This window comes from Halomonas sp. C22, assembly GCF_007655045.1.
Lineage (GTDB): Bacteria > Pseudomonadota > Gammaproteobacteria > Pseudomonadales > Halomonadaceae > Vreelandella > Vreelandella hamiltonii.
In genome coordinates, this window is sequence record NZ_VBVC01000004.1 from 222,939 (window position 1) to 243,810 (window position 20,872).

A 20,872-nucleotide genomic window follows, 5' to 3' on the forward strand; every position below is an offset into this window, starting at 1 on the left:
ACATCGGTTTGAAAATAGAGGAAGGGGCGGCGATCCTCACCGCCCCTGATATGGATGGATGCTTACCTCAATACCTGTCGCGGGTCGATGGGCTTGCCGCCCTGGCGCAGGTCGAAGAGCAGATCATAGCGCTGCGTCGAGGCGCTTTGGCCAACTTCGCACAAGGCATCGCCAGCGCTGACCTGCTGGCCGACGTTGACCAGCAGCCGCTCGCAAAGCGCATATACGCTTTGCAGGTTGTCGGCATGATGCACGATCACCACCTCTCCCAACTGGCGCATGCCATCGGCAAAGCGCACTTCTCCAGGCGCCACGGCCTTGGCCTTGGCACCAGCCTGGGTAGCTAGCAACATCGGTTGCAGCGTGCCACGGCTATCGGCACCAAAGCGCCGCACGACCCGGTAATCTTCCAGCGGCCATGGCCAACGGCGTGCCGAGGCGGGCAGGCTGGCGCTGGGCGTTGCCGCAGGCGTCGCGGGTGCTGCCGATGAGCCGCTCGACCCGCCACTGCTGGCTGCAACGGCTCTGCCGCTGCCGCTCAACGGTACGCTGATGATCTGGCCAACCCGCAGTGCGGTAGCGGGAGTGCCGGGGTTGGCGCTCTGGATCCTTCCTGTGGTCGTGCCGAAATGGCGTGCAATGCCAGAATAGGTATCACCCGCGCGTACCTGATAGCGGTAAGGCCCGCCTGAGGGCGCGCGCTCCTGCTGGGTGGGTATCAACAGCCGTTGACCGACGTTAAGGCGTCGCGCATCGACGCCCGGATTGAAGCGCTCCAAGCGTTCGATGGGGACATTGGCGCGAGCGGCCAACTGCCCCAAGGTGTCTCCCCGGCCCACTTCGATCCAGCCACCGCTCAACGTGCTGGCGCTGCTGCTTGTCGGAGCACGTTGGCTGGTCGAGGGGGTCGAGCTGGCACAGCCCGCCAGCAGGCTGACGACCAGGCAAGCGCTCAACCAGTGCCCTAGTCGTGGTCGCTGAGAGTGTCCAGCAACGCGTCTTTTTCCTGCCACAGTGAATTGATCCATGCGTGGAAGCGTTCCTTGTGCTGCGAATCTTCGTGGTAGTTGGCATTTTGCATCCACTCCGGGATATCAATCTGCCTGGCTTCGAGGGTAATCGGGGCTTCTTTTCCACACAGAAAGCCCATGAACGTCGGGGTTGGATTGGTATAGCTGATGGTGACATCAAGGATACCATCCAATTGGTTACCTAGCAGGCTAAGTACTTGCCCGACGCCGCCTGCCTTGGGACGCAGCAAGTGACGATAAGGGCTCTGCTGTGCATCACGCTTGAGCGGCGTGAAGCGAGTGCCTTCCACAAAATTGAAAATCGAAATGGGGGCGAGCCGTGCACGGCGGCAAATGCGCTCGGTGGATTCTCTGTCGATCGTGGCCAGCTTTGGGTTTCTGGCAATCTGCTCGCGGGTAAAGCGTCGCATGAAAGGAAATTCCAGTGCCCAGAAAGCCAGCCCCACAATCGGAATCCAGATCAGTTGATGCTTGAGAAAAAAACGTGGCATCGGGATGCGACGATGGAGCGCCATGAACAGAATGAAAATATCGGTCCAACTGCGGTGATTGGAAATGACCAGCCACCACTGCTCGGGCGTGAGGTTGTCGGGCACCTGAATGGACACCTGCGGCTTCAACCATAGGCGCATCCACCATAGGTTGACGCCTATCCAGTTCAAGGCCACCGCGCACAGCCCTTTCAGCAACCACTCCTTGGCCTTTCGGCCAGGTGCCATTACTTTGAGCAGCGTCAGAATAATAAGGGGCACACCCCAAACCAGTGTGTTCAGCGTCAGCAGCAAGATGCTGACACCCCCTTTGATAATTGGCATACCGCGGTCCTCGATCTACTGATACTACGCACAAAGCGATACTACGCACAAAGCAACTGCCAAGGCCCCTGATGTGGAAGGCGTGCCAAGACGACTCTACGCATGTGGGGACAAATGCTAATGGAACAAGCGCGAGCTGCCCAGCATAACTTTGCCATGAAGGGCGTTGTCAGTGCCGCGCCAGCCTGGGAGTTTTCACGTTTTCGATGAGGACGTTACGCAACGCATGGGCCGCGACGGAGAGCTCCTGATGGGTCAAGATGCCCACTCGACAGGCAATGCTGGGCTCGGTCAGTGGCAGGCAGTGGGCACCTAGCTCGTCCATTTGTTGAATGCACATGGAGGGCACGGCGCTGACGCCCAGACCCGCTGCGACCATACGCCCCACGGTCGACAGCTGATGGCTTTCGAAGGCGACGGGCAGTTCGATACCTTGAGCGGCTAATTCCTGTTCCAGCAGGCGCCGTACCATGGAAGGGCGTTGCAGGGTGATCACGTCGTGGCGCAGCAGCTCTTGCCAATCCAGGCTTTGCCGATGGGCCAGCGGGGAGTCGAGGGGGACGACGGCCACGAACTGATCTTCGAAGAGCGGCGTAAAGCTCAAGCTGCCAGCGCCTTCGGGGGCGAACGCAATGCCCAGCTCGACTTGCCTGGAGCGCACCATGTCCATCACTTCTTCATTGATGACATCGTGCACGGTGACGTTGATCTTGGGATAGCGCTGACGGAACTTGACCAGCGCGCCGGGCAGCAAGTTGCAGGCAAACGACGGCATGGCGGCCACGCTCAGCCGTCCCAGCTGCAGGGTAAAGCGTTGCCGCAAGCGTTCTTCGGTGTTGTCCCACTGGGCCAGCAGGTGCTTGGCCAGCGGAAACAGCGACTCCCCCTCGGGTGTGAGACGAACGCTACGCGTGCTGCGAATCAGCAGCTTGCCGCCCAGTGAGTCTTCGAGCCCTTTGATGGCCAGGCTGAGCGCGGGTTGGGAAAGATGCAGGCGTTCGCATGCCTGAGTAAAGCTGAGAGTTTGGGCCACGGCCAGAAAGGCCCTTAGCTGCTTGACGGTCATGAGAACTCTTTATAAGTTATTAAAATAAATTGATAAGAAAAACAAACTTAACAAATATATCACCAGACACAACACTGACTCTATCGAAGCAACTGCATCCAGCGCGCAGCTTTTGTGCCAGACTGGTCAGCAACCACGTAACCAACAATATCTGATAACGTTTTACCAACCACGTGAGGCAACACAATGGCAGGATTCGACAAGCGTGTATCTTCCTATGAAGAAGCAATGGAAGGCCTGGAAAGCGGCATGACCGTGATTGCAGGTGGCTTTGGCCTGTGTGGCATTCCCGAGAACCTGATTGCCGAAATCAAACGCCGTGCGGTCAATGACCTGACCGTGGTGTCCAACAACTGTGGTGTCGATGGCTTTGGGCTGGGTATCCTCCTCGAAGACCGTCAGATCAGCAAGATCATCGCGTCCTATGTAGGCGAAAACGCATTGTTCGAGCAACAGATGCTGAACAATGAAATCGAAGTGGTGCTGACACCGCAAGGTACGCTGGCAGAGAAGATGCGCGCAGGCGGAGCGGGCATCCCGGCGTTCTTTACAGCCACCGGGTACGGTACGCCGATCGGTGAAGGCAAGGAAGTGCGTGAGTTCGACGGTCGTCACTATATCCTCGAAGAGGCTATCAAAGGTGACTTCGCCATCGTCAAAGGGTGGAAAGCCGATCGTTACGGCAATGTCATGTACCGCCACACCGCCCAGAACTTCAACCCCATGGCCGCTACTGCCGGCAAGATCACCGTGGTAGAAGTAGAGGAGATCGTTGAGCCAGGCGAACTGGAGCCCAGTCAGATCCATACGCCGGGTATTTATGTGGATCGCATCATTCAGGGCACGTTCGAGAAACGTATCGAACAGCGCACCGTGCGCAGCTAATCAACGACAAGAGGTGGCACCATGGCTTTGACACGCGAACAAATGGCACAGCGAGTGGCTCGTGAACTCCAGGACGGGTTCTATGTGAATCTGGGAATCGGCATTCCCACGCTGGTGGCCAACTATATCCCCGACGGCATGGATGTCATGCTGCAGTCGGAAAACGGCTTGCTGGGCATGGGGCGCTTTCCTACCGAGGAAGAAGTCGACCCTGACATGATCAATGCGGGCAAGCAGACCGTGACAGCACGACCTGGCGCGGCCATTTTCTCTTCAGCCGAATCCTTTGCGATGATCCGTGGCGGGCACGTGGATTTGACCGTGCTCGGCGCTTTCGAGGTAGACCAGGAAGGCAATATCGCGTCCTGGATGATTCCGGGAAAACTCATCAAGGGCATGGGCGGTGCCATGGACCTGGTGGCGGGTGCCGATAACATCATCTGTACCATGACCCACGCTTCCAAGCATGGTGAGTCCAAACTGCTGGAAAAATGCTCGCTGCCGTTGACCGGGGCTGGCTGCATCAATCGAGTGCTGACTGACCTGGCTTACCTTGAAATCAAGGACGGAGCGTTCATTCTCAAGGAGCGTGCGCCTGGCGTCAGCGTCGAGGAGATCGTCGAAAAGACGGCTGGCAAGCTGATCGTTCCCGATCATGTGCCTGAAATGACCTTCGACGCATGACATGAGTGGCGTGGGTCAGTGAGACTCACGCCATTTCGCAGCGGGCATGGAAGGGCAGCAGGATTTCCGCCAGCCGCTTGTGGTCGTCTTCCACATGGCGCTGTGTCAGCGACAGCCCTCCGAGGCAAAGGCGGTGTTCGTCCCCATCGCTGAACACGATTTTTTGTGGCATGGCGGGGTAGAAACGATGATTCAGCAGGCTGGAGACCGAGAAAACCCCGTTTTGCTGGCTATCGAGGGCGTACAGGCCGACATGCTCCAACTGCAGGCCCAGCGAGTCCAGCGAGGCATTCAGCGTGGCGCAATCGAACCCGGCGTGGTGAAGCCGTGGCCCCATCACCGCCAGCCAGGCGGCCAGTGGATGGGCGGTATGCAGCTGTTGGTAGAGCGTCCAGCTGGGCATGGGCCATGGGCGGCCGCGAGACAGCAGATTGTGGCCCTTGCAGTCGGTTGGATGGCTCTGCCGTATCAAGGCGGTGAGTGCTTCTCTGGGAGCTTTGGAGAGCGTGCCCACCTGGAGTTCGGCGAGCACTAGCCAACTGCTGTCATCGTTAGGTGCCAGCAAATGAATCAGGAGCCCTTTGTCTGCCATGGCATAGTGGCCAACGGAACGATAGCCCATCCGTGCCAAGGGTATGCTCAGGGCATTGATGGCAAAAGGCCCGTGGTTGATCGTCACCAGCGTCAGGTATTCGGCGCTGGCGCTGATGGGCCATAGTCGGAGCGCCCCGATATCCGGATGATTATGGATATAGTCCAGCCAAAGCTGTTGTAAAAACTCCTCGCGCTGCATCGCCATTCCTCGCCGCCTGCTGACCTGAGTGAATCGAACACGATCATCGAACGCTCAGTATAGGCAAGCGAGTAGACGCTGCTTCAACGCGGATTAACGGAGGTTTTAACGCCCGAATCGGCGAGGCCGGGCTAAGAAGCCAGCAGCTGCTTGTCGCGGACGAACTGGTCGAACTCGGTGTAACCGCCGATGTGCTGTTGGTCGATGAAGACCTGCGGGACGGTATGAATGGGTTTGCCAGCCGTTTTGGCGATATCTTCCTTGGTGACGCCTTCGGATGGCATGTCGACGTAGCGATAGCCTTCGATCTTGCCGTTGCTCTCCAGGTGTTCGGCAAGATGTTTGGCGCGTACGCAAAAGGGGCAGGACATACGCCCAAAAATAACCACGAACATGGTAATGACTCCGTTGAATAAGGTATGACTTGTACAGTAGCGCCCATTGTGGCGTAGCCCGGCGTGTTTCGCCAATAGCAGCACACTACGCTATCCATAAAGCCCTACAATGGACGTCACGCGATCCGTGCATTTACAGGAGCATTCTCATGCAAGTCTTGCAGGCCCACGACTATGGCTATCTGGCCGAGTTGGCGACCAGCTACCGAAACGCATCGTTATCGGCGCTGAAAAAGGAGGCCCATTACAACCCGCGATTGAGTGTGGATGCGCTGTGCTTTCAATACAGCGACCTGCGGATCAGCGGCGCCAGCACGCTGGTAGGCGCGCTGATCACCCCGTGTGCATTATGGATGCTGGTGGTGCCCGAACAGGCAACGCTGTCGGCCCCTCTGGAAGAGTCTCACGTGGTCTCCTTGCCATCGGGCCGTTATCGCATGACGCTCGAGCGCTTGCCGAATGGTATCGAGTTTTATCAGCGCTGCATTCTGGACGACCTGAGTGAGCTTGAGAGTCTGCAAGAGGCGTCTCGGCTTGCCCAGCGCATGATGGAACAGTTGATGTCATCTGCCACTCTCTGAATTTACTTGGCAGAAGGCAGAAGCCCGAGACAGCACCTATAGTTTTAAGTGTTTATATCTTCATTTCAGACACATCGATAAAAGGAAGCCTGCATGTCAGCAGATAAAGCGTCAACGCCCCGTGTTGCAGTCGTCACCGGTACCAGCAGTGGTATCGGTGCCGCTGTGGTCAAGCATTTTTGCGAGCAGGGCCACCAGGTCTTGGCAGTGGATTTCAACGAGGCGGGTCAGGAGGTGGCCGACCAGGCCGGTGCGGCGTTCTACAGGGCCGATTTGACCGACCCGGACGCCTGCCGTGGTGCCATTGCCGACGCCGTGAAGCGCTTTGGTGGCGTGGATATTTTGGTGAACAATGCTGGCATCCAGCACGTCGCGGCCATCGAGTCGTTCCCCGAAGAGAAGTGGCGGCAAATCATCGACCTGATGTTGACCGCGCCTTTCCTGCTGACCCAGGCCGCCTGGCCGCACATGCGTCAGAAGGGATGGGGGCGGGTCATCAATATCGCTTCTATCCATGCGCAGGTGGCGTCTCCTGGCAAGGCGGCCTACATCAGTGCCAAACATGGCATTATCGGTCTGACCAAGACGGCGGCCCTAGAAGGGGGCGAGCAGGGCATCACGGCCAATGCCATTTGCCCGGCCTACGTCAAGACGCCGCTGGTCGACAATCAGATTGCCGACCAGGCAAAGCTCAATAACATGGATGAGCAGGAAGTGATCGAGAAGATCATGTTGAAAAACGCCGCGGTGAAACGCCTGATCGAGCCTTCCGAAGTGGCCCAGCTAGTCGCTTATCTGGCGTCGGATGCCGCTGGCGCGGTGACCGGTGCCAGCTGGAACATCGACCTGGGCTGGACTGCCCACTAACGGCTAACGGCTAACGGCTAACGGCTAACGGCGTACCGGGCGCTTCTGCAGCTTGCGCTGAAGCGTCCGGCGATGCATGCCAAGGGCTCTTGCCGTAGCCGAAATGTTGCCATCGTGCTCCTGTAGCACTTTCTGGATGTGTTCCCAGGTAATGCGGTTGATCGAGGGCGGATTGTCGGCCAGCTCGACGTTGGGGTCGGCCTCCGGATGTTCGAAGGCTGCCATGACGTCATCGGCGTCGGCGGGTTTGCACAGGTAGTTGATGGCTCCCAGCTTGATGGCTTCGACGGCGGTGGCAATGCTGGAGTACCCGGTCAGTACGACGATACGGCAACCCGGCACGGTATTGAGCAGCTCGGGCAGCAGTTTGAGCCCCGAGCTGTGCTCGAGCTTCAAATCCAGCGTGGCCATGGTGGGCAGGAACTGCGCGGCGGTCGCCATGGCCTGGTCGGCGTCATGGGCTACCATCACTTCGAAGCCACGGCGCGTCAGCGCGCGGCTCAGTACGTGACAGAACATTTCATCATCATCCACGATCAACAGGCGCTGGTCTTGGTTCTGCATGGCATCCTCGATGGTCTGACTTGGCACTGATGGCAGGCTAGCCCGGTGCGGAGCAGCGTGGCAGCGTCACTTCCGTCAGTGTTCCCCCTTCCGGGTGATTATACAGGCTCACACCACCACCAAACCGATTGATCGTGGCGTGAGTCAGGAAAAGCCCGATGCCCATCCCCTTGCTCTTGGTCGATACGAAGGTATCACCCAGCTGGTCGGCTATCGACATCGCAATGCCGGGGCCATGGTCGCGGATATCGATCACGACGCTCTCGTCCTGCCAATCCAGGCGAATGGCGATGTGCTCGGGGTTGGCATCGGCGGCGTTGTTGAGCAGGTTGGTGAGGGCCTGGTCGAGGGTGGCGTCTACCGCAATCCATGGTCGTCCCCGCCGCTCGGCCACGTCGAAATGGTGGTTGACGTCAGGACGGATCACCAGCCAGCGTTGGACCACGCCTGCCAGCCATACTTCGGCGTCGAGGATCTCCGGCTCGGCCATGCGCCGCCGGTCGGCGTTGTTGACCAGATGCTGCAGCCGCGATTTGCAGATGTCCACCTGCTGGCGCAGAAGCGCGATGTCATCGGCAAGCGCCGAGTCCTGGGCTGTGTCAGCCTGCATCTCTTTCAGCAGCACGGCCATGGTCGACAGCGGAGTGCCCAGCTCATGGGCCGTGCCGGCGGCCTGGGTGGCCACTGCCAGCACCTGCTCGTTGCGCAGTGCGGCTTCCCTGGTGCGCGATAGCGCTTTGTCTCGGCTGCGTAGGGCATGGGCCATCTTGTAGATAAAAAAGGTCACGAGCCCCGCCGACAGGCCAAAGTTGAGCCACATGCCCAGCACATGCAGGCTTAAAGGGCCGTCACTGCTGATATGCCCCAGCTGCGGTATGGGGTGGTAGAAAAACATCAGGAAGGTGTAGCCGCCCATGGCACAGGCAGCAATGATCCAGGCATGTCGCCACGGCAGTGTGGCAGCGGCAATGGTCACCGGCACCAGATAATAGGTGATGAAAGGGTTGGTAGACCCCCCGGAAAAATAGAACAGCAGCGTCAGCCCGGTGATGTCTGCCAGCAGGTGGGCCAGATACTCGATATGGGTGACCGCTCTGGGGCGGCCCAGCCGCCACCAGGTGGCAATGTTCAGCATGCCCATGGCGATGACTACGCTGACCACCGCCGTGACCGGCAGATTGAACGCCAGCAGTTCGATGCCGACGATGATCGCCATCAGAAAGCCCGTCCAGGTGATCCCTCGGACGATGGTCAGCCGGACCAGATTGCGGTTGGGCGTGGAGAGCGGCAGGGGCAGGGCGGTGGCCATGGACGATTACTTGCTCGATGTCTTGACGCTATGAATCACGAACTTGATGAATAGCGTCATGACGAAGGTTAACCAACCCGCCGATGCCAGCAGGTTGAACAGCAGTATTTTGGGTGGCAGCCAGGCAGTGCCCAGCAGCGTTTCCAGCAGGATATGGAAAAACATGGCCAGCAACAGGGGCAGGGCCAATGTGTGCATCCACATGTCGGTGCGCCGCTTGCGAATGTGGTAGCGCATCAGCAGATAGCGCAGCGGTCGGTGTGCCCAACTGAACAGCAGCAGTGCGCCTACCACGAACAACATGGCTAGCGTAGGCTCGGTACTCTGCTGATACATGGAAATGGAGATCGACCAGGCAAGGCCTAGCCACACCAACCCCTCTATGCTGGCAATGACATCCGCATAGCGTCGTACGTTCTGCATAAACAACAGCATCCTTGGTCTTACAACGTGGCGTCATGATACGACACTTGGCTGGGCCTGTGGGGGTCGTGTGCAGATTTATCCCACGGGGCGATTGGGTATACTGTGCAGCCGTGACACCCCTCTTTCACTTTCAAGACAGGACTTGCCGTGGACGCTATCACGATCACTCGCCCCGACGATTGGCACCTTCACCTTCGCGACGACGAGGCGCTGAATGCGGTGGTAGGCCATACCGCAGCCCAGATGGGGCGGGCCATCATCATGCCCAATCTCAAGCCGCCGGTGACGACGACCGAGCAGGCCATGGCCTATCGTGAACGTATCCTGGCGGCCTTGCCGGAAGGCAGCGCGTTCGAGCCGCTGATGGTGCTGTACCTCACCGACACGACGCCCGCAGAAGAGATCGAGCGAGCTGTTGCCAGCGGTGTGGTCAAAGCGGTCAAGCTCTATCCGGCGGGGGCAACGACCAACTCGGCTTCCGGCGTCACCGATATCGCTCATTGCGACGCAGCCATTGCCACCATGGCGCGGCTGGGAATGCCGCTGCTGGTGCATGGCGAAGTGACCGACCACGACATCGACATCTTCGACCGTGAAGCCGTGTTCATCGAGCGCGTCATGAAACCTCTGTTGGCTCGTCACCCGACGTTGAAGGTCGTGTTCGAACACATCACGACGCAGCAAGCCGCTGAATTCGTCGCTGATGCGTCGGACAATGTCGCAGCGACCATCACCGCTCACCACCTGTTGTTCAATCGTAACCAGATGCTGGCCGGTGGCATTCGTCCTCACTACTACTGCCTGCCAATCCTGAAGCGTGAGCAGCACCGTCAGGCGCTGTTGAAAGCGGCCACCAGCGGCAGTGCGAAATTCTTTCTGGGAACCGACAGCGCTCCTCACGCCAAGGGCGACAAGGAATCAAGCTGCGGCTGCGCCGGCGCCTATACGGCACCTGCCGCTATCGAGCTTTACGCGATGGCGTTCGAGTCGGTTGGGGCACTGGACAAGCTGGAAGCATTCGCCAGCCTGAACGGGCCACGTTTTTATGGGCTGGCGCCCAATGCCGATACGGTTACTCTGGTGCGCCGGGAGTGGCAGCTGCCGGAAAGCTATCCTTATGCTTCAGGGCAGACCATCGTGCCTTTGCAGGCGGGTGAAACCCTGGCGTGGAAAATGGAGGGGTAAGAGGTGAACCCCCATCGCCTGGCGGCGATGGGGTTTTCAGGGTCATTCGCTGGCCAGCTTCGACAGCATCTGATTGACCATGCGTGAAGAGTGGTCGGCGGCCACTTCCAGAAACTGCTCGAAGGAGAGGTGGTTGTCACCGCTGCCCGGGATATCGGACAGAGCGCGAATCACCACGAAGGGGCAGCCATACAGATGACAGGTCTGGGCAATGGCAGCACCTTCCATCTCGACCGCCAGCATGGTGGGGAACTGGGCGCGGGTCTTGGCTACCCGCTCCGGGTCGGCCATGAACGAATCGCCGGTGGCGACCATGCCTTCTCTCACCGTCACTTCGCCCAGGGCGGCAATGGCGCTGCGTGCCACGCTGCGCAGGTGTTCGCTGGCCTGGTAGGCCTCGGGCATGCCGGGCACTTGTCCCAAGGCATAGCCAAAGACCGTGGCATCCACGTCATGGTGGCGCACTTCATCCGAAATGATCACATCACCAATGGCCAAGTCCGTGGCAAAACCGCCGGCAGACCCGGTGTTGATGATGGCTTCTGGCTGGTAGCGCTCCAGCAGAATGGCGGTACCGACGGCGGCGTTCACCTTGCCGATGCCGGATTGGAGAATGACGACTTCCAGCCCATGTAATGTGCCGGTGTGAAATACGAAGCCTGCGTGCTCGGCACGCTCAGCATCCGCCAGTTGGCTGGCCAGGATGTTCACTTCTTGCGCCATGGCGCCGATGATACCAATACGTTGCACCGTGATGTTCTCCGCAGGTCAATGAGGCAGGGAGCTGCCAGTGTCTAGAGCGTGTCCGGGTTCAGCGCTGCTGGTCGTGGCGCTCAGCGGCTTCCAGCGTGTTTTCGAGCAGAGTGGCCACCGTCATGGGGCCAACGCCGCCAGGCACGGGAGTGATGTGGCTGGCGCGCTCGGCTGCCGCGCTAAAGTCCACGTCGCCGACCAGGCTGCCATCCTCTTGGCGGTTGATGCCTACATCGATGACCACCGCGCCGGGTTTGATCCACTCACCCTTAACGATGCCGGGTTTGCCCACGGCGACGACCACCAGGTCTGCACGGCTGACGTGACTTGCCAGGTCGCGTGTGAAGCGGTGGCAGACCGTTGTCGTACAGCCTGCCAGCATCAGTTCCAGGGCCATGGGGCGGCCCACGATGTTTGATGCGCCAACGATCGTGGCGTCCATGCCGCGCACGGCAATGCCGCTTTGTGCCAGCATGGTCATGATGCCTTTGGGCGTGCAGGGGCGCAGGGAGGGCAGTCGTTGCGCCAGGCGTCCCAGGTTGTAGGGGTGGAAGCCATCCACGTCCTTGTCGGGACGGATGCGCTCCAGGATGGGCCTGGCATCGAGGTGTGCCGGTAGCGGTAGCTGTACCAGAATGCCATCGACGCTGGGGTCGGCGTTGAGTTCGTCTACCAAGGCTTCCAGGGCAGATTGCGTCGTATCGGCGGGCAGGGCATGTTGAAAAGAAAGAATGCCTGCCTGCTCACAGGCGCGGTGCTTGTTGTTGACATAGACATGTGAGGCAGGGTCCTCGCCGACCACGACCACGGCTAGTCCGGGTGCACGCACACCTTCCTGCTGACGCGCCTGGATTCGGGCGGCAACGCGTTGACGGACATGCGCGGCGATGGCTTTGCCATCGATGAGTTGGGCGGTCATGTAGTGAGATCCCTATTGAAGATGGAGAAGCTAATAAAGGATACGGCTCGGTAACCGAGCAATTCGGCTGCGCAATTTTCGCATGGCAGGGCGGTCAGGCAAAGCATCTATCGAATCAAACACTTTAAGTGTTGACTTTAGAATCAGAAATAGTAATATATGCCTCGCTTGAGACGGGACACGCAGCAGCGGTCAAGGCAAGTATCGGGATGTAGCGCAGTCTGGTAGCGCGCCTGCTTTGGGAGCAGGATGTCGGGGGTTCGAATCCCTCCATCCCGACCATTTACTTGAAGCCGATTACTTGAAGTCAAAAGTAACACTGCTTTCCAAGCTTTGGTTGTGGTCAAGTGCTCATCGGTATCTCTGGATACATTATGTGCGCCTATAGCTCAACCGGATAGAGCAACGGCCTTCTAAGCCGTAGGTTGCGGGTTCGAGTCCTGCTGGGCGTGCCATCAAGAAGACGGTCTCGTTTTTTCCAGTCGGTATTATCAAGCATCTGTTTTGTCATGGTGGGTGTAGCTCAGTGGTAGAGCCCCGGATTGTGGCTCCGGTGGTCGTGGGTTCGATCCCCATCATCCACCCCATCGACAAGACGTTCTGCAGTATCCAGGTTGTGGTGGATGTAGCTCAGTGGTAGAGCCCCGGATTGTGGCTCCGGTGGTCGTGGGTTCGATCCCCATCATCCACCCCATTAACCTGATTATCTCTCCCTCGAAGTTCTACCCTCATATCAACTCTTTTATGTCTTTTGCCAATATTCTATGGTCAAGCTGTACGTGATCATCTTGGCATGACTTTGATGTTATTCCCTTCTGCACGTGTTATTTCCGTTGGCTTGCCCAGCAGATACCCTTGTGCATAGTCGATGCCCAGTGTGCGCAATTTATCCAGGGTCTCTTGCGTCTCCACGAATTCAGCGACCGTTTCGATATGCAGCGCTTTGCCTACCGCATGAATCGCTTCGACCATTGCGCAGTCGATGGGGTCGTGGTGCAGGTTGCGGATGAAGCGGCCATCGATCTTGAGATAGTCGACCGATAGCTGTTTGAGGTAGCCAAACGACGAGAGTCCCGTACCGAAATCATCCAGAGCGAATTGGCAGCCCAACGATTTCAGTGTCTGAATCAGCTCGCTGACTTTCGAGAGCTGGGCGATGGCGGCGCTTTCGGTAATTTCGAAACACAAGCTGCCTTCAGGCAGCTTGGCGGCACGTACCTGCCGAATCAAGTCGTTGCAGAAATCGCTATCGGATAACGAATCGCCCGACAGGTTGATGCCCCAGTGGCCAATAGCGTCGGGCTCCGCGCTGCGATAGCGGTCGCTCAGCCAGGCGAGCGTGTTGCGAATGACCCAGCGGTCGATACGTGGCATGAAGTGATAGCGTTGTGCCGCGGGTAAAAAGCTTCCGGGGGCAATCAACTGGCCATGCTCTTCCAGGCGTATCAAGATCTCCTGATAGCCTTTGTTTCGCGTGCATACTGGGTGAACCGGTTGCGCGAACAGACGGAAAGTGTCGTTATCCAGTGCATTTTGCAAGCGCTGTACCCACTGCAGCTCTCCGTGCCTCTCCAGCAGCAGGCGGTCGTCGGGCTGGTAGCAGTGAATCCGGTTGCGGCCTGCCTCCTTGGCGCTATAGCAGGCGGCATCGGCTGCGTGGAGTGTTTCCGCCAGACGCCGAGGTTGCGTCGGAGTAATGGCAACGAGCCCGATACTGACACCGATGCCGAAGGTGTGTTCTTGCCAGGCAAAGCGAAACTGCTCGATGTCGCTGCGCAGCGCTTCGCAAATCAATTTGGCTTTTTCCAGCGGGCAGTCGGGCAGCAGCAGCGCAAACTCGTCGCCTCCCAGGCGTGCCACGGTATCGCTGTTGCGGACATGCGCTTTCAGTTTGCGAGCCACCTGTCGGAGCAGTTCGTCACCCGCCTGATGACCACAGGTATCATTGACGATCTTGAATTGGTCGAGATCCAGGTAGCATAGGGCATGGTCGCTTTCCGTCTGTGTCAGCAGCTTGGCAAGGAGGGCCTCGAAGGCGCGTCGATTGACAAGCTCGGTGAGGTTGTCGTGGGAAGCTTGATAGCTGAGTTGTTCGGAGAGCTTGCGCGTCAGGCTGACATCCTGAAAGACCACGACGGCACCCAGAGTAATGCCGCTGCGCGAGCGAATAGGCGAGGCGCTGTGCTGGATGGGGTAGCGCTTTCCATTGCGGTTCAGCAGCATGCCGGGGTCGGTGTATTGCAGTGGGCGGTGCTGGGTCAGGACATGGCGGGCCGGATTGTTGATTGGTTCGTCGCTATGTTCGTCACGCAGCTGATAGATACGGTGAATCGGTTTGTTCAAGGCTTCGCTGGCGTCCCAGCCGGTCAGGCGCTGCGCTTCGCTGTTCATGAAAGTAATGTTGCCACTGGCATCGCAGGTGATCACCCCGTCGCCAATGGAGGCGAGCGTGGTGCGAGCAAGGTCGCGCTCTCGATTCAGCTGCTCTTGCAGCAGTTTTCGCTCGGTGATGTCCCGCACCATGCCTGAACGTTCCGAGTGTGACCCCGCAGCCCCCTCGCTGACCTGGATTTCGAGATAGCGCACTTGCTGGTCTTCGGTACGTCGCTTGATTTCCAGACGTGTGCCGGGGGTCAATGGCCGATGAGGAAGCAGCGTGGTAATGGGTTGCCCGACGAGCTGCTGTGCCTGAACGCCGAACAGTGCTTCAGCGCCGGGGTTGAGGCTGGTGAGCGTGCCATCTGCCTGCCAGGTCAAGACGCCGTCACGCAAATTACGCAGCATGACCCGGGTATGGCCCACGGCGCGCTCAAGCGCGGCGGATACTCGATTGTAGCTGGCAGCGATTTCCCCTACCTCGGTAAACGGGTCGGCATCGATGCGCTGGCGCATGTCCCCCTGGCGCTCATGCTGGCGCATGTGTTCCAGAAGTTGATGCAGTTCGTTCCGGGCACCGTGTTCTGCCAGGTTGAGCCCCATTTTCTCTGCCTCCGGTGAAACCCGCAGAGGCATGATGCGCTTGCTCGCTTGCAGCAGTAGCCAGGCGACGCCAAAGCTCCATGCGCCGCACACGATCACGCCCATGAGCTGAACATGAAACTGCTCCCAGCGGCTCAGCGAGGTTCCCAGCGCCTCCAGGTTAGCCACCCAGGGCAGTGCCAGCGTGCCCCAGATGCCGGTGACCAGGTGGGCGGGAATGGCGCCTACGGCATCATCGATGCGTTTTTTGAGCAGCCACTCACTGGCCGCCACCATCAGCACGCCGCTAATGCTGCCCAGCATGAAGGCCGCGTGCAGCGACAGGGCATGAGCGCCTGCCGTGACCGCGACAAGACCGGCAATGGCACCGTTGATGGCATACATCACATCGGCATAGCGGCGAATGCGCCAGCCCATCAGCATGGACGACAGAATGCCGCCAGCCGCCCCCAGCAGCGTGTTGGCGATGATGCCGGGAATGGCGCTATTCATGGCCAGGGTGCTGCCGCCATTGAAGCCAAACCAGCCCAGAATCATGAACAGTGCGCCCAGCATGGCCAGCGGCAGGTTGCCCGCCGGGAACGGGTTGGCATGAACGCCATCGCGAAAGCGCCCGGTGCGGGGGCCGATCACCAGGACGGCGGCCAGGGCCACCCAGCCGCCCACGCTATGCACTACCGTTGCTCCGGCAAAGTCGACGAATCCACGAGCGGCCAGCCAGCCAGGCGTGCCACCGAGTAAGCCTCCCCACGCCCAGTGGCCAAACACTGGGTAGATCAATAGTGCTATCCAGAAGGCTGTCCATAGGTAGCCCAGGAAAGGCATGCGCTCCGCCACTGCGCCCGCCACGATAGTGGCTGCGGTGGCGCAGAACATGGCTTGAAAGATGAACACGGTCATCAGCCAGGCGTTGCTGGCCTCCATTTCCCAGCCGAATAACGACAGTCCCAGCCAACCCCCCTGTGAAACACCGAACATCATGCCAAAGCCGATCAGCCAGAAAACCGTCACCGAAACCGCGAAGTCGGCCAGGTTTTTCATGGCGACGTTGATGGCGTTCTTGGTACGGGTAGTGCCGGCTTCCAGGCACAGAAAGCCTGCCTGCATGACGAACACCATGGCGGCGGCCCAAAGGACCCATAAAGTGTCGAGAAGCCTTGTTTCCAGCATCACTGTCATCTGCCTCTCCTTGTCGCTGCATGGTGCGGCGTATGCGCTAATTTGGTGCTTTGTCGGAAGGTGAAGGGATCACCGTCGAGTGACGAGGCAGGCAGCCCCGTCAGCGTGACGAGCGCTTCAAGCACTGCTAACGTGAATGAAGCAATTGTCGTGCCGTGGCTAGTGGACTCATCCTTATTTTTGATTTTTACGTTAATAAAAACTGAAATGATGATTTAAAACAGTATTTATGACTGTGTAATTGCTGTTTGATTGGTGATATTTTTCAATATGTTGCGGCGCTGCCAGGACGGGCTGGTAGTGGCATCATCTTTCAATGAGGAGTGCATCAAAATGGCGCGTCAAACAGTGGTTTTAGGGGCAGGGATGGTCGGCGTCAGTATCGCCTGGCAACTGCAAAAGCGCGGTTTTCAGGTCACCTTGATCGATCGCCGCCAGCCTGGTCGTGAAACCTCGTTCGGTAACGCGGGCATCATCCAGCGTGAGGCGGTACGGCCGTATCCGTTTCCTCGCGATATGAAAACCATTTTGAGCGTGCTGCCCAACCGTCGTGTCGATATTCGCTATCGGCCCACCGGCATGGTCAAGGCGGCTTCTCCGCTGCTCAGTTATTGGCATCATTCGTCGTCGCGGCTCTACAAGAAGATCGTCCCGGAGTACGCGTCGCTGATTCAGCTGTGTCTCGACGCCCACGCGCCGATGATCGAAGCGGCAGGTGCCGATGCGTTGGTACGTCGCGAGGGCTGGCTGGAGATCTATCGAACCCCCGAGAAGCTGGCCAAGCGTGTCAAGGAAGCAGAGGAAGCCCGCGATCTCTATGGTGTGCAGTTTGCGGTGCTCGACCGCCAGGGGGTTGCCGAAAAAGAGCCCCAGCTGGGAGAGCAGATCATCGGAGCCATCCATTGGCTGGACCCCTGGACCGTTGCTGACCCCGGTGGCCTCGTGGCAGCCTACGCAGAGTCGTTCGTGGCTTTGGGTGGCCAGCTGGTACAGGCGGACATCACCGACGTCAGCCAGCAGGGGGCGCAGTGGCAGGTGAGCACCGGCACCGACACTTTCACGGCAGATGACGTGGTGATGGCACTAGGGCCCTGGGCGGGAGAATGGATGAAGCCGCTGGGCTACCACTTCCCGACATTCGTCAAGCGTGGCTACCATATGCACTACGCCACACAGCCCGATACCAAGCTGCATTACTGGCTGATGGATGCGGAAGTCGGTTATCTTCTGGCCCCCATGAATGCAGGCGTGCGGCTGACCACGGGAGCGGAGCTGGATCGTCTGGAATCGCCTGCCGACGAAGAGCAGCTAGGGGCGGCAGAGAGCGTGGCGCGAACCATTTTTCCGCTGGCCGATCGCAAAGACGAACGTGCCTGGAAGGGCGCGCGTCCTTGCCTGCCGGACATGAAGCCGGTAATTGGCCCTGCACCACGCCATCCTGGCCTGTGGCTGGCGTTCGGTCACGGCCACCAGGGCTTTACGCTGGGGCCTGCTACCGGCCAGCTGCTGGCCGACATGATGGAGAATAAACCGACAGCCATCGATATGGCACCGTTCCGCGCGGACCGCTTCTAGATGTCAGGTCGCTTTCCGGTTTGCTTGGCGTCTGGAAGGGATGTTTGCTAGGCTGTAGATGAAATTCCGCCAGATGGAGGTTCCGCAATGGATGTCGCGGTCAGTAATACGGTCAGCACTGCGCTTTACATGAACCAGGCGCAAACGGTCGAGCAGGCGCAGATGCAAATGTTCAGAGATGCGCTGGAGCAGCAAGCCGATCAGGTCACGGAAGTATTGGCTTCGGCCGATGCGGCAGCGCAGCCTGAGCTTGCTCAGGAAGGTAGCGTCGGTACGCAGATCAACACCTTCGCCTGAAGCTCTCGCTTTTTGATCCCCAAACGCCGACCTTGTCGGCGTTTTTTGCTTTGGTATGCCGCAGGCAGGGAGTTGCGTTACCATAGGCGCACCCCGCCACTGGTCTGGCGCTTATTTGGTTATTACGCAGTCCCCCTATTTAGAGAACTCCATGTCTGACGCTCAATTAGCGCGCGAAGCAGAGCTACGCCGCACCTTTGCCATTATTTCCCACCCTGACGCCGGTAAAACGACCATCACCGAAAAAATGCTGCTGTTCGGAAACGCCATTCAGATGGCCGGTTCGGTGAAAAGCAAGCGCAATGATCGCCACGCGACGTCCGACTGGATGAAGATGGAGCAGGAGCGGGGCATTTCGGTGACGACGTCGGTCATGCAGTTCCCCTACGGCGGACGCATCGTCAACCTGCTGGACACTCCAGGACACGAGGACTTCTCGGAAGACACGTACCGCACCCTGACCGCCGTCGACTCCGCACTGATGGTCATCGACGGGGCCAAGGGTGTCGAAGATCGCACCATCAAATTGATGGAAGTGTGTCGATTGCGTACCACGCCCATCCTCACCTTCGTGAACAAGATGGACCGCGATATTCGTGATCCCATCGAAGTCATGGATGAAGTGGAGACGGTGCTCAATATCCAATGTGCCCCGATGACCTGGCCCATTGGCATGGGGCGGCACTTCAAGGGTGTCTATCATCTCTACAACGACGTGATTCACCTCTATACCCAGGGGCAGGGCAGCCGTATCCCTGACGACAAGCGTATCGAAGGGTTGGACAACCCGGAGGTGGATGCGATTCTGGGCGAAGAGCAGGCCGAAGAGCTGCGCATGGAAGTCGATCTGGTGCGCGGCGCTTCCCATGAGTTCGACCTGGAAGCGTATCGTCGTGGTGAGCTGACCCCGGTCTATTTCGGTACCGCCATGGGTAACTTCGGCGTGCGTGAAATGCTGGACGGCTTCGTCGAGTACGCGCCATCGCCCCAGCCCCGCGAGACCGATACTCGAGAAGTCACGGCCAAGGACGATCGCTTTACCGGTTTCGTTTTCAAGATCCAGGCCAACATGGACCCGAACCACCGTGACCGCATTGCCTTTCTGCGGGTGTGTTCCGGCAAGTACGAAAAGAACATGAAGATGCGCCATGTGCGCATTGGCAAGGACGTCAAGATTGCCGATGCGCTGACCTTCATGGCCTCGGACCGCTCCCACGTCGAGGAGGCCTGGCCCGGCGATATCATCGGCTTGCACAACCATGGCACCATTCAGATTGGTGACACCTTTACCGTGGGTGAAGACATGCGCTTCATGGGCATCCCGCACTTCGCGCCGGAGCTGTTCAAGCGCGTGCGCCTGAAAGACCCGCTGAAGATGAAAGCACTTCAGAAAGGCCTGCAGCAGCTATCGGAGGAAGGGGCTACTCAGGTCTTCATGCCGGTGGATAACAATGATCTGATTCTTGGCGCAGTAGGTACGCTGCAGTTCGACGTCGTTGCACACCGCTTGAAGGAAGAGTACAAGGTCGACTGTCTCTACGAAGGCGTCAATGTGCAGACGGCTCGCTGGGTCTATTGTGACGATGCGAAGATGCTGGAAGAGTTCAAGCGCAAGGCAAGTGCCAACCTGGCGATCGACGGCGGTGGCTACCTGACCTATATCGCCCCGACCCGGGTCAATCTGCAAATGACCCAGGAGCGCTGGCCGGATATCCGTTTCCAGCCGACCCGAGAGCACTAATCTCAAGACTCGCCTCAAGACGCCTACCCAAACGAGAGCGCTTGCTATGCTCATTGACGCCCACTGCCACCTGGATGCCGCGGAGTTCGATGAAGACCGAAAGGCCGTCATTGCCGCGGCCAGGGCCGTGGGCGTCACGGGTTTCATCGTGCCTGCCACGGTGCGCCAGCGCTGGCAGAATGTGCTGGCGCTGGGCGAGAGCGAAGGGGTCAGTATCTGCCTCGGGCTTCACCCCTATTTCATTGCTCAGCATCACACCGATGACCTGGTGGCGCTGGAGGCGCTGGTCAAGCAGCAGTTGACCCGCCCAGAAACCGCCCTGGTGTCGATTGGCGAGTGTGGTATCGATGGCCGCTTCAGCGAGAGTCTCTCGCCGCAATGGGAATATTTCGATGCCCAGCTCGGTATCGCGAGCCGTTGTCAGCTTCCCCCCGTCGTGCACTGTGTGAAGGCCAACGATGACGTGGCCAAGCGGCTTCATCAATGTGCACTGGCGAGGCCCGGCATGATCCATGCCTTTGCCGGTTCTTACCAGCAGGCCGCAAGGTTTCTGGATGCGGGGTTTGTACTGGGGCTGGGAGGCGCCGTCACCTACGCTCGTGCTCAGCGCCTGCATCGTGTGGTGGCCACATTGCCGGATGACGGGTTCGTGCTGGAAACCGATAGCCCCGATATGCCGCTGAGTGGCTTCCAAGGGCAGCGCAATGAACCTTCGCGCGTGAAGCACGTCGCTGAGCAGGTGGCTAAGCTGCGTCAGCAATCGCTGGAACACGTCGCAGCGCTGAGCAGTGCCAACGCTGCGCGCATTTTTGGCCTGTGAGTGCTGCC

Annotated in this window: 20 protein-coding genes and 4 tRNA genes; 13 read left to right on the top strand and 11 right to left on the bottom strand. The window is 58.9% G+C overall.

The features are described from left to right. Nucleotides 1-62 precede the first annotated feature (62 nt). The 3 genes from FEU76_RS10370 to FEU76_RS10380 all read right to left on the bottom strand — a co-directional run bounded on the left by FEU76_RS10370 (nucleotide 63) and on the right by FEU76_RS10380 (nucleotide 2,912). A complete protein-coding gene (locus FEU76_RS10370; RefSeq protein ID WP_144982975.1) occupies nucleotides 63-845 on the bottom strand; it encodes a LysM peptidoglycan-binding domain-containing protein in 783 nt (260 codons plus the stop codon). 119 nt (nucleotides 846-964) lie between these two features. Next, nucleotides 965-1,846 (bottom strand): acyltransferase, encoded by an 882-nt coding sequence (locus FEU76_RS10375; protein ID WP_144982745.1) that lies wholly within the window; start codon nucleotides 1,844-1,846, stop codon nucleotides 965-967. Nucleotides 1,847-2,015: 169 nt separating this feature from the next. Further along, complete coding sequence (locus tag FEU76_RS10380) at nucleotides 2,016-2,912, bottom strand: LysR family transcriptional regulator (protein WP_144982748.1); 897 nt, start codon at nucleotides 2,910-2,912, stop codon at nucleotides 2,016-2,018. Nucleotides 2,913-3,098: 186 nt separating this feature from the next. Here FEU76_RS10380 and FEU76_RS10385 point away from each other — a divergent pair, with 186 nt between their 5' ends. Both FEU76_RS10385 and FEU76_RS10390 read left to right on the top strand, forming a co-directional pair. Then, nucleotides 3,099-3,797 (top strand): CoA transferase subunit A, encoded by a 699-nt coding sequence (locus tag FEU76_RS10385; protein WP_039178046.1) that lies wholly within the window; start codon nucleotides 3,099-3,101, stop codon nucleotides 3,795-3,797. Between the two features lie 21 nt (nucleotides 3,798-3,818). Next, nucleotides 3,819-4,481 carry a CoA transferase subunit B gene (locus FEU76_RS10390; protein ID WP_039178044.1) on the top strand — a complete coding sequence of 221 codons (663 nt, stop codon included), beginning with the start codon at nucleotides 3,819-3,821 and terminating at the stop codon, nucleotides 4,479-4,481. A 25-nt stretch (nucleotides 4,482-4,506) separates the two neighbouring features. Here the strand turns inward: FEU76_RS10390 and FEU76_RS10395 are convergent, their stop codons facing one another. Both FEU76_RS10395 and FEU76_RS10400 read right to left on the bottom strand, forming a co-directional pair. Next, the gene (locus FEU76_RS10395; RefSeq protein WP_096923023.1) at nucleotides 4,507-5,274 is read right to left on the bottom strand and encodes a DUF1338 domain-containing protein; all 768 of its coding nucleotides are present in this window, start codon (nucleotides 5,272-5,274) and stop codon (nucleotides 4,507-4,509) included. 131 nt (nucleotides 5,275-5,405) lie between these two features. After that, nucleotides 5,406-5,669 carry a GrxA family glutaredoxin gene (locus FEU76_RS10400; protein ID WP_039178039.1) on the bottom strand — a complete coding sequence of 88 codons (264 nt, stop codon included), beginning with the start codon at nucleotides 5,667-5,669 and terminating at the stop codon, nucleotides 5,406-5,408. A 149-nt stretch (nucleotides 5,670-5,818) separates the two neighbouring features. On the opposite strand from FEU76_RS10400, the gene hybE reads away from it, so the two are divergent. Continuing rightward, nucleotides 5,819-6,250, top strand: a complete 432-nt coding sequence (gene hybE, locus FEU76_RS10405; protein WP_144982751.1) for a [NiFe]-hydrogenase assembly chaperone HybE — start codon at nucleotides 5,819-5,821, stop codon at nucleotides 6,248-6,250. Nucleotides 6,251-6,343: 93 nt separating this feature from the next. Beyond that, nucleotides 6,344-7,117 carry a 3-hydroxybutyrate dehydrogenase gene (locus FEU76_RS10410; protein ID WP_144982754.1) on the top strand — a complete coding sequence of 258 codons (774 nt, stop codon included), beginning with the start codon at nucleotides 6,344-6,346 and terminating at the stop codon, nucleotides 7,115-7,117. A 24-nt stretch (nucleotides 7,118-7,141) separates the two neighbouring features. Here FEU76_RS10410 and FEU76_RS10415 read toward each other — a convergent pair whose 3' ends face one another. The 3 genes from FEU76_RS10415 to FEU76_RS10425 are packed head-to-tail and all read right to left on the bottom strand — an operon-like array spanning nucleotide 7,142 to nucleotide 9,413. Further along, nucleotides 7,142-7,681, bottom strand: coding sequence for a response regulator transcription factor (locus tag FEU76_RS10415; RefSeq protein WP_016913788.1), 540 nt, complete (start codon nucleotides 7,679-7,681; stop codon nucleotides 7,142-7,144). Nucleotides 7,682-7,718: 37 nt separating this feature from the next. Further along, nucleotides 7,719-8,990, bottom strand: a complete 1,272-nt coding sequence (locus FEU76_RS10420; protein ID WP_039178032.1) for an ATP-binding protein — start codon at nucleotides 8,988-8,990, stop codon at nucleotides 7,719-7,721. Nucleotides 8,991-8,996: 6 nt separating this feature from the next. Next, entirely contained in the window at nucleotides 8,997-9,413 is a 417-nt protein-coding gene (locus tag FEU76_RS10425) for a hypothetical protein (RefSeq protein ID WP_096923021.1), read from the bottom strand. Between the two features lie 150 nt (nucleotides 9,414-9,563). On the opposite strand from FEU76_RS10425, the gene pyrC reads away from it, so the two are divergent. Further along, on the top strand, nucleotides 9,564-10,601 hold the full coding sequence (gene pyrC / locus FEU76_RS10430; protein ID WP_144982757.1) for a dihydroorotase: 1,038 nt from the start codon (nucleotides 9,564-9,566) through the stop codon (nucleotides 10,599-10,601). Nucleotides 10,602-10,643: 42 nt separating this feature from the next. Here pyrC and mtnN read toward each other — a convergent pair whose 3' ends face one another. Then, nucleotides 10,644-11,351 (bottom strand): 5'-methylthioadenosine/S-adenosylhomocysteine nucleosidase, encoded by a 708-nt coding sequence (gene mtnN / locus FEU76_RS10435; RefSeq protein ID WP_039178027.1) that lies wholly within the window; start codon nucleotides 11,349-11,351, stop codon nucleotides 10,644-10,646. Nucleotides 11,352-11,412: 61 nt separating this feature from the next. Beyond that, nucleotides 11,413-12,273 (bottom strand): bifunctional methylenetetrahydrofolate dehydrogenase/methenyltetrahydrofolate cyclohydrolase FolD, encoded by an 861-nt coding sequence (folD, locus tag FEU76_RS10440; protein WP_096923019.1) that lies wholly within the window; start codon nucleotides 12,271-12,273, stop codon nucleotides 11,413-11,415. 205 nt (nucleotides 12,274-12,478) lie between these two features. Between folD and FEU76_RS10445 the strand changes: the two genes are divergently transcribed. The 4 genes from FEU76_RS10445 to FEU76_RS10460 all read left to right on the top strand — a co-directional run bounded on the left by FEU76_RS10445 (nucleotide 12,479) and on the right by FEU76_RS10460 (nucleotide 12,967). Continuing rightward, a tRNA-Pro gene (locus FEU76_RS10445) sits at nucleotides 12,479-12,555 on the top strand. Nucleotides 12,556-12,651: 96 nt separating this feature from the next. Beyond that, nucleotides 12,652-12,728: transfer RNA gene (locus FEU76_RS10450), tRNA-Arg, on the top strand. 57 nt (nucleotides 12,729-12,785) lie between these two features. Beyond that, a tRNA-His gene (locus FEU76_RS10455) sits at nucleotides 12,786-12,860 on the top strand. 32 nt (nucleotides 12,861-12,892) lie between these two features. Next, a tRNA-His gene (locus FEU76_RS10460) sits at nucleotides 12,893-12,967 on the top strand. An 89-nt stretch (nucleotides 12,968-13,056) separates the two neighbouring features. Here the strand turns inward: FEU76_RS10460 and amt are convergent. Further along, complete coding sequence (gene amt / locus FEU76_RS10465) at nucleotides 13,057-16,431, bottom strand: ammonium transporter (protein WP_052196388.1); 3,375 nt, start codon at nucleotides 16,429-16,431, stop codon at nucleotides 13,057-13,059. Between the two features lie 333 nt (nucleotides 16,432-16,764). Between amt and FEU76_RS10470 the strand changes: the two genes are divergently transcribed. The 4 genes from FEU76_RS10470 to FEU76_RS10485 all read left to right on the top strand — a co-directional run bounded on the left by FEU76_RS10470 (nucleotide 16,765) and on the right by FEU76_RS10485 (nucleotide 20,864). After that, on the top strand, nucleotides 16,765-18,006 hold the full coding sequence (locus tag FEU76_RS10470; protein ID WP_144982760.1) for an NAD(P)/FAD-dependent oxidoreductase: 1,242 nt from the start codon (nucleotides 16,765-16,767) through the stop codon (nucleotides 18,004-18,006). 87 nt (nucleotides 18,007-18,093) lie between these two features. After that, nucleotides 18,094-18,303, top strand: coding sequence for a putative motility protein (locus FEU76_RS10475; RefSeq protein WP_039178020.1), 210 nt, complete (start codon nucleotides 18,094-18,096; stop codon nucleotides 18,301-18,303). Between the two features lie 151 nt (nucleotides 18,304-18,454). Then, a complete protein-coding gene (locus FEU76_RS10480) occupies nucleotides 18,455-20,044 on the top strand; it encodes a peptide chain release factor 3 (RefSeq protein WP_016913797.1) in 1,590 nt (529 codons plus the stop codon). Between the two features lie 46 nt (nucleotides 20,045-20,090). Continuing rightward, entirely contained in the window at nucleotides 20,091-20,864 is a 774-nt protein-coding gene (locus FEU76_RS10485) for a TatD family hydrolase (RefSeq protein ID WP_144982762.1), read from the top strand. The last annotated feature ends 8 nt before the right edge of the window (nucleotides 20,865-20,872 follow it).

Coding starts and splice junctions, on each gene's coding strand:
- FEU76_RS10425 (WP_096923021.1), bottom strand. CDS start 9,413: ATGCAGAACGTACGACGCTATGCGGATGTCATTGCCAGCATAGAGGGG.
- FEU76_RS10395 (WP_096923023.1), bottom strand. CDS start 5,274: ATGCAGCGCGAGGAGTTTTTACAACAGCTTTGGCTGGACTATATCCAT.
- amt (WP_052196388.1), bottom strand. CDS start 16,431: ATGACAGTGATGCTGGAAACAAGGCTTCTCGACACTTTATGGGTCCTT.
- FEU76_RS10390 (WP_039178044.1), top strand. CDS start 3,819: ATGGCTTTGACACGCGAACAAATGGCACAGCGAGTGGCTCGTGAACTC.
- FEU76_RS10485 (WP_144982762.1), top strand. CDS start 20,091: ATGCTCATTGACGCCCACTGCCACCTGGATGCCGCGGAGTTCGATGAA.
- FEU76_RS10415 (WP_016913788.1), bottom strand. CDS start 7,681: ATGCAGAACCAAGACCAGCGCCTGTTGATCGTGGATGATGATGAAATG.
- FEU76_RS10375 (WP_144982745.1), bottom strand. CDS start 1,846: ATGCCAATTATCAAAGGGGGTGTCAGCATCTTGCTGCTGACGCTGAAC.
- folD (WP_096923019.1), bottom strand. CDS start 12,273: ATGACCGCCCAACTCATCGATGGCAAAGCCATCGCCGCGCATGTCCGT.
- FEU76_RS10475 (WP_039178020.1), top strand. CDS start 18,094: ATGGATGTCGCGGTCAGTAATACGGTCAGCACTGCGCTTTACATGAAC.
- FEU76_RS10470 (WP_144982760.1), top strand. CDS start 16,765: ATGGCGCGTCAAACAGTGGTTTTAGGGGCAGGGATGGTCGGCGTCAGT.
- FEU76_RS10410 (WP_144982754.1), top strand. CDS start 6,344: ATGTCAGCAGATAAAGCGTCAACGCCCCGTGTTGCAGTCGTCACCGGT.
- FEU76_RS10385 (WP_039178046.1), top strand. CDS start 3,099: ATGGCAGGATTCGACAAGCGTGTATCTTCCTATGAAGAAGCAATGGAA.
- FEU76_RS10420 (WP_039178032.1), bottom strand. CDS start 8,990: ATGGCCACCGCCCTGCCCCTGCCGCTCTCCACGCCCAACCGCAATCTG.
- FEU76_RS10380 (WP_144982748.1), bottom strand. CDS start 2,912: ATGACCGTCAAGCAGCTAAGGGCCTTTCTGGCCGTGGCCCAAACTCTC.
- FEU76_RS10480 (WP_016913797.1), top strand. CDS start 18,455: ATGTCTGACGCTCAATTAGCGCGCGAAGCAGAGCTACGCCGCACCTTT.
- hybE (WP_144982751.1), top strand. CDS start 5,819: ATGCAAGTCTTGCAGGCCCACGACTATGGCTATCTGGCCGAGTTGGCG.
- FEU76_RS10400 (WP_039178039.1), bottom strand. CDS start 5,669: ATGTTCGTGGTTATTTTTGGGCGTATGTCCTGCCCCTTTTGCGTACGC.